The sequence below is a fragment of the Salmonella sp. SAL03688 genome (assembly GCF_046551895.1).
GTDB lineage: Bacteria > Pseudomonadota > Gammaproteobacteria > Enterobacterales > Enterobacteriaceae > Salmonella > Salmonella enterica.
In genome coordinates this window covers 277,239-290,791 of the sequence record NZ_JBGDVI010000002.1, presented here as the reverse complement: position 1 = coordinate 290,791, position 13,553 = coordinate 277,239, and the positions used below count along the sequence as shown (strand labels likewise).

Annotated in this window: 13 protein-coding genes; 9 read left to right on the top strand and 4 right to left on the bottom strand. The window is 55.4% G+C overall.

The genetic code is table 11. The annotated features are described in order from the left end of the window. The first annotated feature begins 176 nt into the window (after positions 1–176). The 7 genes from srlA to gutQ all read left to right on the top strand — a co-directional run bounded on the left by srlA (position 177) and on the right by gutQ (position 5,238). On the top strand, positions 177–740 hold the full coding sequence (gene srlA / locus ACLJR2_RS03205) for a PTS glucitol/sorbitol transporter subunit IIC (RefSeq protein WP_000573335.1): 564 nt from the start codon (positions 177–179) through the stop codon (positions 738–740). Continuing rightward, on the top strand, positions 737–1,708 hold the full coding sequence (locus tag ACLJR2_RS03200) for a PTS glucitol/sorbitol transporter subunit IIB (protein WP_000199039.1): 972 nt from the start codon (positions 737–739) through the stop codon (positions 1,706–1,708). The genes srlA and ACLJR2_RS03200 overlap by 4 nt, the downstream gene beginning before the upstream one ends. 11 nt (positions 1,709–1,719) lie before the next feature. Continuing rightward, entirely contained in the window at positions 1,720–2,082 is a 363-nt protein-coding gene (srlB, locus tag ACLJR2_RS03195) for a PTS glucitol/sorbitol transporter subunit IIA (RefSeq protein ID WP_000111553.1), read from the top strand. Between the two features lie 11 nt (positions 2,083–2,093). Further along, on the top strand, positions 2,094–2,873 hold the full coding sequence (gene srlD, locus ACLJR2_RS03190; protein ID WP_001077372.1) for a sorbitol-6-phosphate dehydrogenase: 780 nt from the start codon (positions 2,094–2,096) through the stop codon (positions 2,871–2,873). A gap of 76 nt (positions 2,874–2,949) precedes the next feature. After that, positions 2,950–3,309 (top strand): transcriptional regulator GutM, encoded by a 360-nt coding sequence (gene gutM, locus ACLJR2_RS03185; protein WP_000255198.1) that lies wholly within the window; start codon positions 2,950–2,952, stop codon positions 3,307–3,309. Between the two features lie 197 nt (positions 3,310–3,506). Continuing rightward, the gene (srlR, locus tag ACLJR2_RS03180; protein WP_000804536.1) at positions 3,507–4,280 is read left to right on the top strand and encodes a glucitol operon DNA-binding transcriptional repressor SrlR; all 774 of its coding nucleotides are present in this window, start codon (positions 3,507–3,509) and stop codon (positions 4,278–4,280) included. Further along, entirely contained in the window at positions 4,273–5,238 is a 966-nt protein-coding gene (gutQ, locus tag ACLJR2_RS03175; RefSeq protein WP_001278201.1) for an arabinose-5-phosphate isomerase GutQ, read from the top strand. The genes srlR and gutQ overlap by 8 nt, the downstream gene beginning before the upstream one ends. On the opposite strand, the gene norR is transcribed toward gutQ, so the two are convergent. After that, entirely contained in the window at positions 5,235–6,755 is a 1,521-nt protein-coding gene (norR, locus tag ACLJR2_RS03170) for a nitric oxide reductase transcriptional regulator NorR (protein ID WP_000010817.1), read from the bottom strand. The two genes, gutQ and norR, sit on opposite strands and share 4 nt — an antisense overlap. Positions 6,756–6,940: 185 nt before the next feature. On the opposite strand from norR, the gene norV reads away from it, so the two are divergent. Both norV and norW read left to right on the top strand, forming a co-directional pair. After that, positions 6,941–8,380, top strand: coding sequence for an anaerobic nitric oxide reductase flavorubredoxin (gene norV / locus ACLJR2_RS03165; RefSeq protein ID WP_000026011.1), 1,440 nt, complete (start codon positions 6,941–6,943; stop codon positions 8,378–8,380). Beyond that, a complete protein-coding gene (norW, locus tag ACLJR2_RS03160) occupies positions 8,377–9,510 on the top strand; it encodes an NADH:flavorubredoxin reductase NorW (RefSeq protein WP_000086353.1) in 1,134 nt (377 codons plus the stop codon). Before norV ends, norW begins: the two co-directional genes overlap by 4 nt. Positions 9,511–9,606: 96 nt before the next feature. Here norW and hypF read toward each other — a convergent pair whose 3' ends face one another. The 3 genes from hypF to ACLJR2_RS03145 all read right to left on the bottom strand — a co-directional run bounded on the left by hypF (position 9,607) and on the right by ACLJR2_RS03145 (position 13,548). After that, entirely contained in the window at positions 9,607–11,847 is a 2,241-nt protein-coding gene (gene hypF, locus ACLJR2_RS03155) for a carbamoyltransferase HypF (RefSeq protein ID WP_000963411.1), read from the bottom strand. Positions 11,848–11,992: 145 nt separating this feature from the next. Then, a complete protein-coding gene (gene hydN / locus ACLJR2_RS03150; RefSeq protein WP_001078791.1) occupies positions 11,993–12,538 on the bottom strand; it encodes an electron transport protein HydN in 546 nt (181 codons plus the stop codon). Positions 12,539–12,738: 200 nt separating this feature from the next. After that, positions 12,739–13,548, bottom strand: a complete 810-nt coding sequence (locus tag ACLJR2_RS03145) for a hypothetical protein (RefSeq protein ID WP_000902286.1) — start codon at positions 13,546–13,548, stop codon at positions 12,739–12,741. Between the last annotated feature and the right edge of the window lie 5 nt (positions 13,549–13,553).

Below are 13,553 nucleotides of genomic sequence, written 5' to 3'. Positions count from 1 at the left end.
GAATAAATCACCTTTCTCCTCTTTTCAGTTTGTATCCGCTCCCCCACTCCCGCAATCTTTCAACTTAAAATATTTTTCTTTTATTTTGCGATCAAAATAACACTTTTTAATCTTTCAACATGATTACAATGAACAGGAAATTAGCAAGAAAACTAAAAACCCTACAGGAGAGAACAATGATCGAAACCATTACACATGGTGCGGAGTGGTTCATCGGGTTATTCCAGAAAGGCGGAGAGGTGTTTACCGGTATGGTGACAGGTATTCTTCCTCTACTGATAAGCCTGCTGGTTATCATGAATGCGCTCATCAATTTTATCGGCCAGCAGCGTATTGAGCGTTTTGCCCAACGTTGTGCCGGAAATCCGCTATCCCGTTACCTGCTTTTACCGTTTATCGGGACATTTGTTTTTTGTAATCCGATGACCCTGAGCCTGGGACGCTTTATGCCGGAGAAGTACAAGCCGAGCTATTACGCGGCGGCCTCCTATAGCTGTCACTCCATGAACGGTCTGTTTCCACATATCAATCCCGGCGAACTGTTTGTTTATCTGGGTATCGCCAGCGGACTCACCACGTTAGGGCTTCCTCTCGGCCCGCTCGCGGTGAGCTATCTGCTGGTAGGTCTGGTGACGAACTTCTTCCGCGGTTGGGTCACCGATCTCACCACCGCTATTTTTGAGAAAAAAATGGGGATTCAACTTGAGCAGAAAGTTCATCTGACAGGAGCGGTATCATGACACGGGTTCGTATTGAGAAAGGCGCCGGCGGCTGGGGCGGCCCGCTTGAACTGGACGTTACGCCAGGCAAAAAGATCGTCTATATCACAGCCGGTACGCGCCCGGCGATCGTCGACAAACTGGCGCAACTAACAGGCTGGCAAGCGGTGGACGGCTTTAAAGAAGGCGAACCGCCGGAAGCGGAAATCGGCGCGGCCATTATCGACTGCGGCGGTACGCTGCGCTGCGGTATCTATCCGAAACGCCGGATTCCAACCATTAATATTCACTCGACGGGTAAGTCCGGCCCACTGGCGCAGTATATTGTTGAGGATATTTATGTCTCCGGCGTAAAAGAAGAAAACATTACTCTTGTCGGCGAAACGCCTGCCAGTCCCCAGCCTGCCAAAACGACATTAGGACGTGACTACGACACCAGCAAAAAAATCACCGAGCAGAGCGACGGGCTGCTGGCAAAAGTCGGTATGGGAATGGGCTCCGCCGTGGCGGTACTGTTCCAGTCCGGTCGCGACACCATTGATACGGTCCTGAAAACAATCCTGCCGTTTATGGCGTTCGTTTCGGCGCTGATCGGCATCATTATGGCCTCAGGTCTTGGCGACTGGATCGCCCACGGCCTGGCGCCATTAGCCAGCCATCCACTGGGGCTGGTGACGCTGGCATTGATCTGCTCTTTCCCGCTGCTGTCGCCCTTTCTCGGCCCTGGCGCGGTTATCGCTCAGGTCATTGGCGTCCTGATCGGCGTTCAGATAGGCCTGGGCAATATCCCCCCGCATCTGGCGCTTCCCGCCCTGTTCGCGATTAACGCGCAGGCGGCCTGCGACTTTATCCCGGTCGGCCTGTCACTGGCGGAAGCGAAACAAGACACCGTTCGCGTCGGCGTACCTTCTGTGCTGGTCGGACGCTTCCTGACTGGCGCGCCCACGGTACTTATCGCCTGGTTTGTTTCCGGCTTTATCTATCAATAAGAGGTTCAGACATGAGCGTGATTTATCAAACCACCATCACCCGTATCGGCCAGAGCGCGAAGGAGGCGCTCGGCGAACAGATGCTGATTACGTTTCGGGAAGGCGCGCCGGCGGATATCGAAGAATTTTGCTTCATCCATTGTCATGGCGAACTGACCGGCGCGCTGCAGCCTGGCGCGCGGTGTGAATTGGGCCAACATTGCTATCCGGTCACGGCGGTCGGCAGCGTAGCCGAGCAAAACCTGCGTGAACTGGGGCATATCACTTTGCGCTTCGATGGTCTGCGTGAAGCGGAATTTCCCGGCACCGTACACGTTGCGGGGCCTGTACCGGACGATATCGCGCCGGGCTGTATTTTGACGTTTGTCGCTTAAGGAGAAAAAACATGAATCAAGTTGCCGTTGTCATTGGCGGAGGCCAGACCCTGGGGGCATTCCTTTGCCGTGGGCTTGCAGAAGAAGGATACCGCGTGGCGGTCGTTGATATTCAAAGCGATAAAGCCGCGAATGTCGCCCAGGAAATTAACGCCGATTTTGGCGAAGGTATGGCGTACGGTTTTGGCGCCGACGCCACCAGCGAGCAGAGCGTGCTGGCGCTTTCCCGCGGCGTAGACGAGATTTTCGGGCGCGTCGATCTGCTGGTTTACAGCGCGGGTATCGCCAAAGCGGCGTTTATCAGCGATTTCCAGTTGGGCGATTTTGACCGCTCGCTACAGGTGAATCTGGTGGGCTATTTCCTCTGCGCCCGTGAGTTTTCCCGCCTGATGATCCGCGACGGCATTCAGGGGCGCATTATTCAGATTAACTCTAAATCCGGCAAAGTGGGCAGTAAACACAACTCCGGCTACAGCGCGGCGAAATTCGGCGGCGTGGGGTTAACCCAGTCTCTGGCGCTGGATCTGGCGGAATACGGCATTACCGTACACTCGTTGATGCTCGGCAACCTGTTGAAATCGCCGATGTTCCAGTCACTGCTGCCGCAATACGCCACTAAACTGGGCATTAAGCCCGACGAGGTGGAGCAGTATTACATTGATAAGGTACCGCTCAAACGCGGGTGTGATTATCAGGATGTGCTGAACATGCTGCTATTTTATGCCAGCCCGAAAGCGTCTTATTGCACCGGGCAGTCGATCAACGTAACCGGCGGTCAAGTGATGTTCTGACCGTGAATTGCCGGATGGCGCCGTAGGCCGGATAAGACGGTTACGCCGCCATCAGGCAAACCAACAGGAGCACATTATGGTTTCCACTCTGATTACCGTCGCCGTTATCGCCTGGTGTGCGCAACTGGCGCTGGGCGGCTGGCAGATTTCCCGCTTTAATCGGGCTTTCGATAAACTTAGCCAACAGGGGCGGGTCGGCGTCGGGCGCTCCGGCGGGCGTTTTAAGCCCCGGGTGGTGGTTGCCGTGGCGCTGGACGAACAGCAGCGGGTGACGGACACTTTATTGATGAAAGGCCTTACGGTATTCGCCAGACCGGTTAAAATTGCCGCAATGCAAGGAAAACATTTGCATGAATTACAGCCTGATGTGATCTTTCCCCATGATTCGCTCGCGCAGAATGCACTATCATTGGCGCTTAAACTGAAACATGGGTAATTTCGTTGTGAATGCGTATAGCTTGCGAAATTATCATTTTGCAACCAATACCCTAAATAATTCGAGTTGCAGGAAGGCGGCGACGCAGTGAATCCCAGGAGCGTACATCAGTACGTAACCGGGGTAAGCGAGGAAAGCCAACGCACATGCAGCGTGAAGTATGACGGGTAAATACATAAGTCAGGGTAATCACGCCTATGAAACCTCGTCAGCGTCAGGCCGCGATTCTGGAGCACCTGCAAAAACAGGGAAAATGCTCGGTTGAAGAACTGGCCCAGTACTTTGACACGACAGGCACCACTATCCGTAAAGATCTGGTCATTCTGGAAAATGCCGGAACCGTCATCCGCACCTATGGCGGCGTGGTGTTGAATAAAGAAGAGTCCGATCCGCCTATTGATCACAAAACGCTTATCAACACCCACAAAAAAGCGCTGATAGCCGCAGCCGCTGTGAAATATATCCATGATGGCGATTCCATTATTCTGGACGCCGGAAGTACCGTGTTACAGATGGTGCCGTTGCTTTCGCGTTTTAGCAACATCACAGTGATGACCAACAGCCTCCATATTGTCAACGCGCTATCGGAACTGGACAACGAACAAACTATCCTGATGCCCGGCGGCACCTTCCGTAAAAAATCGGCGTCGTTTCACGGTCAACTGGCGGAAAACGCCTTTGAGCAATTCAGCTTTGATAAACTATTCATGGGAACTGACGGTATTGACCTGAATGTCGGTGTGACCACGTTCAATGAGGTTTACACCGTCAGTAACGCAATGTGCAATGCAGCACGCGAGGTGATTCTGATGGCGGACTCCTCAAAATTTGGTCGTAAAAGCCCCAATGTGGTGTGCAGTCTGGAAACCGTCGACAAACTGATCACGGACGCGGGGATCGATCCGGCATTTCGTCAGGCGCTGGAAGCAAAAGGGATTGAAGTAATCATAACCGGAGAAAGCAATGAGTGATGCACTACTAAACGCGGGCCGTCAGACCTTAATGCTGGAGCTACAGGAAGCCAGCCGTCTGCCGGAGCGTCTGGGCGATGATTTTGTCCGCGCCGCCAATATCATTATTCACTGTGAAGGCAAAGTGATCGTTTCCGGCATTGGCAAGTCAGGTCATATTGGTAAAAAAATCGCCGCGACGCTTGCCAGTACCGGTACTCCCGCTTTTTTTGTTCATCCGGCGGAAGCACTGCATGGCGATCTGGGGATGATTGAAAGCCGCGACGTGATGTTATTTATCTCCTATTCCGGCGGCGCAAAAGAACTCGACCTCATCATCCCGCGTCTGGAAGATAAATCCGTCGCGCTGCTGGCGATGACCGGTAAACTTCACTCTCCGCTGGGGCGAGCGGCAAAAGCCGTTCTGGATATTTCCGTCGAGCGAGAAGCCTGCCCGATGCATCTGGCGCCGACATCCAGTACCGTCAATACGCTGATGATGGGCGATGCGCTGGCGATGGCGGTCATGCAGGCGCGCGGTTTTAACGAAGAAGATTTCGCCCGTTCGCATCCGGCTGGCGCACTGGGCGCGCGTTTGCTCAATAATGTGCATCACCTGATGCGCCAGGGCGATGCAATACCGCAGGTGATGCTCGCCACCAGCGTGATGGATGCCATGCTGGAACTTAGCCGTACCGGGCTGGGGCTGGTGGCGGTTTGCGATGAGCAACATGTTGTGAAAGGCGTCTTTACCGACGGCGACCTGCGTCGCTGGCTGGTAGGCGGCGGCGCGCTCACCACGCCGGTAAGCGAAGCCATGACGCCCAACGGTATTACGCTCCAGGCGCAAAGCCGCGCCATTGACGCCAAAGAGCTCCTGATGAAGCGCAAAATTACCGCCGCGCCAGTGGTCGATGAAAACGGCAAACTCACCGGCGCCATTAACCTACAGGATTTCTACCAGGCGGGGATTATCTAATCCTTCAGTCCCAGACGCTTCGCCAGCCGATGCAGGTTGGCGACGTCGGTTTCCAGCGCCCGCGCGCTGGCCGCCCAGTTATGATTATTTTGCGCCAGCGCCTGGCGAATCATCTCTCGCTGGAAGTTCTCCGTCGATTCGCGTAAATTGCGGCAAGTCGGCAGCGCCAGAAAGCTTTCCGCAGGCGGCGCGGGTAAAACGTCCTCTGACAAGGCAAAATGCTGCGCCTCCAGTATCACCTCATCCCCTGGCCGGGTCGCTCTCGCCAGTACAACCGCACGGTGAATGGCATGTTCCAGTTCCCGGACGTTGCCCGGCCAGCCATAGTTGAGCAAATGGCGGCGCGCGCCGGGACTCAGCACCACGCGGGACAGCCCCAGCCGCAGTCGGCACTGCTCGCAAAAATAGCCCGCCAACAGCACCACATCATCGCCGCGCTCGCGCAGCGGCGGCACAAAGAGCGGGAAAACGCTCAGGCGATGGAACAGATCGGCGCGAAAACGCCCCGCCAGCACCTCTTCACGCAGGTCACGGTTGGTCGCCGCCAACACCCGCACATCCACGCGCAGGCTACGATCGTCGCCGACGCGTTGAATATCGCCATACTGCAACACGCGAAGTAGTTTGGCCTGTAGCGCCAGCGACAGTTCGCCAATCTCATCCAGAAACAGCGTACCGTTGTCGGCCATTTCGAACTTACCGCTACGATTACTGATAGCCCCGGTAAAAGCCCCTTTTACATGACCAAACAACTCGCTCTCCGCCACGCTTTCCGGCAGCGCGGCGCAGTTGAGATAGACCAGCGGATTAACCGCTCTGGGGGAGCCCTGGTGAATAGCTTTCGCCACCAGCTCTTTACCGGTCCCCGTTTCACCGCCGATCAGCACGTTAAGATCGGAGCCCGCCACAATCTCGATCTCTTTTTTCAACTGCGTCATCGCCGGCGACAAGCCGATCATGTGCGTCTCTTTTATCGGTTCAAACACGCCTGACGACCCCGGCAGCATGTTCTGGCTTTCCAGTTGTTCAATTAACAGCGCATTACTCAATGCCCCGGCGGCCAGCGCGGCGACAAGCCGTAGCTCTTCATCGCTAAATACCTCGAACTGCTCCGGCGTCATAGCATCAAGGGTCAGCGCACCGATGAGGTTCTGTCCGGCAAACAGCGGCAGACCAACACAGGCGTGGACTTTCAGGCTTTCCTGTCCGGGAATTAACCCGTCATACGGATCGGGTAAATCGCTATCAGCCGGAAAACGCACCACGTCCCCCGCGCGGGCGATGGCTTCCAGGCGCGGATGCCCTTCCAGGGTAAAACGTCTGCCGAGAACGTCCTGCGCCAGGCCATCAATCGCCAGTGGAATAAATTGTCGTGATTCATAGCGCAGCAGCGCCGAGGCGTCGCACGCCAGCACCTGACGCAGCGTAGTAATCAGCCGCTGAAAACGATCCTGATGCCCAATGCCGCGTTGTAACTCAATGGCGATGCCCGCCAATACCTCCACGGAAAAACTCATGGTTACCTCATTGTCATTTTGACAACCTATAGTGTCATATTGACAGCATCATTTATAGTCTTTTTGACTACGTCAAAAATAAAAAACCAATATAACTTCATATAAATCAATAAGATGAAAAGTTGGCACACTACCTGCAATAAGCAAAACAACTTTTTGTAAACGTTGAATGAATTGAGGTGGTTATGTCTATTCTGGTTAAAAATAATATTCATTGGGTTGGCCAACGCGACTGGGAAGTACGTGATTTTCACGGCACTGAATACAAAACGCTGCGCGGCAGCAGCTATAACAGCTATCTCATTCGTGAAGAAAAGAATGTGCTGATCGATACCGTCGATCATAAGTTTAGCCGTGAGTTTGTGCAAAACCTGCGCAGTGAAATCGACCTCGCGGATATCGACTACATCATCATTAACCATGCCGAAGAAGACCATGCAGGCGCGCTGACCGAACTGATGGCGCAGATCCCGGACACGCCTATCTACTGTACCGCCAACGCCATTGATTCTATCAACGGCCATCATCATCATCCGGAATGGAATTTTAAGGTGGTGAAAACCGGCGATACGCTGGATATCGGCAACGGCAAGCAGTTGATCTTCGTGGAAACGCCGATGCTGCACTGGCCGGACAGCATGATGACCTATATGACCGGCGACGCGGTGTTATTCAGCAACGACGCCTTTGGTCAGCACTACTGCGACGAGCGCCTGTTCAATGATGAAGTGGACCAAACCGAACTGTTTGAACAATGCCAGCGCTACTACGCCAATATCCTGACGCCGTTCAGCCGTCTGGTAACGCCAAAAATTACCGAAATCCTCGGCTTCAACCTGCCGGTGGATATGATTGCCACCTCACACGGCGTGGTATGGCGCGACAACCCAACGCAAATCGTGGAGCTGTATCTGAAATGGGCGGCAGATTATCAGGAAGATCGTATCACTATTTTCTACGATACCATGTCGAACAATACTCGCATGATGGCGGATGCCATCGCACAGGGTATCAATGAAGTGGACCCCAACGTGGCGGTCAAAATCTTTAACGTCGCCCGCAGCGATAAAAATGAAATATTGACCAACGTCTTCCGTTCGAAAGGCGTGCTGGTCGGCACTTCTACCATGAACAACGTGATGATGCCGAAAATCGCTGGTCTGGTGGAAGAGATGACCGGCCTGCGCTTTCGCAACAAACGCGCCAGCGCCTTCGGTTCTCATGGCTGGAGCGGCGGCGCTGTGGATCGACTGTCCACGCGCTTACAGGATGCCGGTTTTGAAATGTCCCTGAGTCTGAAAGCGAAATGGCGTCCGGATCTGGATGCGCTGGAGTTGTGCCGTCAGCACGGTCGCGACATCGCGCGTCAGTGGGCGCTTGCTCCGCTGCCGGAAACCACACAGAAAACCGCGCCAGTCGAAGAAACCACAACCTGCGCCGCCGCAGACCTCGGCCCCAAAATGCAATGCAGCGTATGCCAGTGGATTTACGACCCTGCGCTGGGCGAGCCGTTGCAGGATGTCGCGCCGGGTACGCCGTGGAACGACGTGCCGGATAACTTCCTGTGCCCGGAATGTTCATTAGGTAAAGACGTGTTCGACGTACTGGCGACGGAGGCAAAATGAGTCGGGGGATCATCATTATTGGGTCGGGCTTCGCCGCCCGCCAGCTTGTCAAAAATATCCGTAAACAAGATGCGCATGTGCCGTTAACCCTGATTGCTGCGGACAGCATGGATGAGTACAACAAGCCCGATCTCAGCCACGTTATCAGCCAGTCGCAGCGCGCCGATGATCTCACCCGCCAGTTAGCGGGGGAATTTGCTGAACAGTTTAATCTGCGACTGCTCCCGCATACCTGGGTTGCTGACATTGATGCCGATGCCCATGTGGTGAAAAGTCAGGATAAGCAGTGGCAGTACGACAAGCTGGTACTGGCGACCGGGGCGACAGCCTTTGTGCCGCCGATTGCAGGACGTGAGTTAATGCTTACTTTGAATAGCCAGCAGGAGTACCGAGCCTGTGAGACACAACTGCGCGACGCGCAGCGAGTGCTGATTGTCGGCGGCGGTCTCATTGGCAGTGAATTAGCGATGGATTTCTGCCGCGCCGGGAAAACGGTAACGCTGATGGATAACGCCGCCAGCCTTCTCGCCTCACTGATGCCACCGGAAGTGAGCAGTCGCTTACAGCATCACCTGACCGATATGGGGGTGCATCTGCTGCTGAAATCGCAGTTGCAAAAACTGGAGAAAATCGAAGCCGGTATCCGCGCTACGCTGGCAAGCCAGCGTAGTATTGAGGTCGATGCGGTGATTGCCGCCACCGGCTTACGCCCGGAGACCGCTCTGGCGCGCCGCGCCGGGGTAGCCGTCAACCGCGGCGTCTGCGTGGATAGCTATCTACAGACCAGTCACCCGGATATTTATGCGATCGGCGATTGCGCGGAAATCAATGGTCAGGTGCTGCCCTTCCTGCAACCGATCCAGTTAAGCGCGATGTACCTGGCGAAAAATCTGCTCGGCGGCAACGCGCCGCTGAAGCTACCGGCGATGCTGGTCAAAGTCAAAACGCCGGAACTGCCGCTGCATCTGGCGGGAGAAACTCAGCGCCGCGATTTAAGCTGGCAGATTACCGCAGAATCTGACGGTATGATTGCCAAAGGCATGAGTGGAGAAGGCCAGCTACGCGCCTTTGTGGTGAGTGAAGACCGCATGAAAGAGGCCTTTGCACTGCTGAAAACGTTGTCGGTATAAGCCTGTGATGCCGGATAGCGCCGCTTCGCGTCTTATCCGGCCTACGAGTGAGCATCTGTTTACAGGCCGAATAAGGCGCAGCCGCCATCCGGTGCCCTACACTTCCCTTAATGCTCGCGCTGCGGCAATCACACCCTGTCCAAACGACAGCCCGCCGTCGCCCGCTGGTAACCGCTGAGGAAATAACAATTTAAAATCAGAAAGATAAAAGGCAAGACGCGCGCGCAGTAAGCGGTTGTGTATCACCCCGCCGCTGAAGACCAGAGTGGTTATCCCCCGCGCCGTAGCCTGCTGGCGCATTAGCGTGGCAAACCCGCACGCCAGCGCATCATGAAAAGCCCAGGCGCGTTGCGCGGGCGTAGCCTGCCAGTTCAACCATTGCCGCCAGAAAACAGCGACGTCCAGTTGAGCGCCGTTAAGCGGCATCGTTACCGGATGCTCAACGTTAGCGCATTGAGAGGCCAGCGCCTCCAGCGCGCAGGCGGCCTCGCCCTCATAGCTAAGCGATGCTGGCGCGCAGCGAAGCGCGGCGGCCACCGCGTCAAACAACCGCCCGCAGGAAGAGGCCAACGGGGCATTGACGCCGCGCTCAATGGCGCGCGCCAGGACACTCCAGTTTTGCTGTTGCAGCCCCGCTGTCTCCGGGTAATCCTGCCAGTCCGGCACAAAGCGCAGGCACTGCGCCAACAGATTACGCCACGGCTGTTTGGCAGCCAGATCGCCTCCCGGCAGCGCCACGGCGGGTAAACCGCCTAAATGTTCGCACTCGCGATAATTGACCCGCAGACATTCTCCGCCCCATAGCGCGCCATTCTCACCCATGCCGATACCGTCTACCGTCAGGGCAATCACTTCTCCACCGTCCAGCGGCCAACCATGCTCGGCCAGGCAAGCCGCCGCATGGGCATGATGGTGTAACACCGTCTCTGTCGGCAAACGCATCTCACTGGCCCACTGACTGGAAACATAGCCCGGATGCGCATCACAGACGATACGCTCTGGGGTAAAATCGTAGATTGACTGGATCAGACGCAATGCCTCGCGCCACTGCGCCTGGATACCGTCATCGCTGAGATCGCCTAAATGCTGGCTGACAACCGCCTGTTCGCCGCGTACCAGACAGAACGTGTTTTTCAGATCCGCGCCCAGACAAAGTATCGGCGGCACATCGCGAAATCCGGGCGGCAACGCAATCGCGTCCGGCACGTATCCCCGCGAACGACGCAGCATTTCGCCGCTGTCGCGTACGACAGAGTCGTCCATGCGCTGTACAATGTCGCGATTGTGCAACAGAAAACCATCGGCAATATCGTGTAAATCGTCCAGCGCCTGTTCGTTGGTGATGGCGGGCGGTTTGCCGCTCAGGTTGCCGGATGTCATCACCAGCGGGTAATTGAGCGCCTGCAACAAGAGGTGTTGCAATGGGTTGGCTGGCAGCATCACACCCACCTCCGTAAGTCCTGGCGCGATGCCCTCACTCAGCGAAGGTACATACTGCTTATCCACCAGTACAATCGGGGCCGCTGGCGTGGTCAGCAGCGAACGCGCCGCGGTCGGCAGCGTTTGCGCCGTGGGCAACATCACCGCCAATGGTTTCGCCGGACGATGTTTACGCGCCCGCAGCATCGCCACTGCGTTAGCGTTGCGCGCATCGCAGGCCAGATGAAAACCACCCAGCCCTTTAACGGCAATAATGCCTCCGGCGTTCAGTTGGGCGACCGCCGCCTGCAAAGCCGCCTCTTTTTCCGCTCGTTCATGTTGGCTCCGCCACTCAAGATGCGGCCCGCATGACGGACAGGCAACGGGCTGGGCATGAAAACGGCGATCGTACGGATCGCGGTATTCGCTGTCGCATTCCGGACACAAGGGAAACGCCGCCATCACCGTAAATGGCCGGTCATAGGGCATAGCGCGAATAATGGTGAAGCGTGGTCCGCAGTGGGTGCAATTGATGAAAGGATAACGGTAGCGCCGCTCGCCTGGGGTATTCATCTCGGCAAGACATGCCGGGCAGGTCGCCGCATCCGGCACGATTTGCGTGTTCATCGAACCGCCTGCGCTCTGACGAATGGTGAAATCCGTCGGTGCGCGCTCCCATACCAACGACGCGTGTTCAACGCTGTCAATGCGCGCCAGCGGCGGGCAATCCTGATAGAGCGCGGCAATAAATTGCGACGGATCTTCCAGCAGCCGAACGACGACGCCGTCGCCGTCATTACACACGTCGCCGTGTAATTGCAACTGCTGCGCCAGCTGCCAGACAAAAGGACGAAAACCGACGCCCTGTACTTTGCCCCGAATGCGTAGCTGTACGCCGGAAGGTGTGTCTATCGCCATCTTATTTTCCCGCCATCATCGAACCCGGATGCCTGATGGCGCGACGCTTATCAGGCCTACAACCGCACGGACCGTAGACCGGATAAGGCATTGATGCCGCCATCCGGCAATGCTTTGTGGCGTATTCTACGCGCAATCGCAGAAATCAGAAAAGCAGCGATGCCGTTGAATCCAGCGCTGCACGACGGCGTTTTTCCGCGCTCAGCTGTTCAAGCTTATTGCGGTCCACGCAGATGAGGGCGTGCGTTGGGCAAGCGGCCATACAGGCCGGACCGGCTTCACGGTGGTGACACAGATCGCACTTGTTGGCTTCGGCTTTTTCGGCACGCACGTTCAGCCCCGCGCCGCTATTGCGAACCACCGGACGTACCACCACTTCCATGGCGCCGTAAGGACATGCCACTACGCAAGTTTTACAGCCAATGCAGCGTTCCTGCATCACATGAACAAAGCCTTTGTCACGGCTGATGGCGCCATTCGGGCAAACGTTGGCGCACGGCGCGTCTTCACACTGGCGACACAGCGTTGCCGTGGAAACATTCACGCCTTTGATGACATGGATACGAGGTAAAAAGGTTTCAGGGGTCAGCGATGCGCAATCCTGATTTTCCTGATGGGATACGACGCAAGCCACTTCACAGGTACGGCAACCAATGCACTTACTCGCGTCTGCAATGATGAAACGGTTCATCAAATTCTCCAGCAATAACAGATGATGTGCCGATATATACACGAATCGTGCCAATTTTTATTTCATTGTTATTTAAGAATATTATTTCTATTTTCGTGAGCATTTACGTGTCATCGTCACAAGTGTCGATGACACGTAATGTCGCCAGTGGTGGTCAAAATTTGCAGTGATAGCCAGCCAACTCTGCACCGCAACTGGCATCAATCCTGATTAACGCCTGGCAATACGTTACCGCGTATTAAACAGCGCTGCGTAAGGGAAAGATCGTCCGTTTGCGGATTCCTTCCGGCAATAGGTTTGATAATTAATTTACGGCCAGGATAGTGATTAAAACGGGTCAGCGCCGGATAACTCAACCGGCCAAACCAGCCGTGTACGCGCTGCCAGCGGGCGTCCTTCACCTGATATAAATTGGTTATCCAGTAGCCTGAGTCAAACTGCATATCCAACAGTTGCGTGCGCCCATTGCCCTGTAAATCAAGCAAATCATCGACGCCAGTATCGGTCGCGGTATAAAACCCCCACGGTTCAAAGACGCAGGGGCGGCCATTCTTGAGAAAGGTGAAAATGATGTATTGCGCGCTCGGCGCCAGGCCCAACCCAGGATTACCCAACCAGATAACCAGATCCTGAATGCCGTTACGATCGAGGTCAGCGCGATAAAATTGCGCATTACCCGCCAAATTAATCAGCATTCCCACCGGGACAACCCACGAATTACCGGCTCTGTCTTTTCCGCTAATCCGCCATTCGTTATCTTTTTTCGGCTCCGGCAGTAGCGTCACGCCACTGACTCCGACCTGGCGAAAATGCCAGGTCTGGTCGGGCGATACAGAATAAGGCAGGGTCAACAGCGGCTTCAGCGCACGCTTTTGCGCATATTCACCGTCGCTCATCGGCAGGTAACCGACAAAACCGGTGGCCAGTGCGCGCGCGGCGATGCAGAAAAATAGCAGTCCGCTCCATACGATAACCTTCACGTCCTTCTTACCGCCTTTGCCGTGTAACACAAATT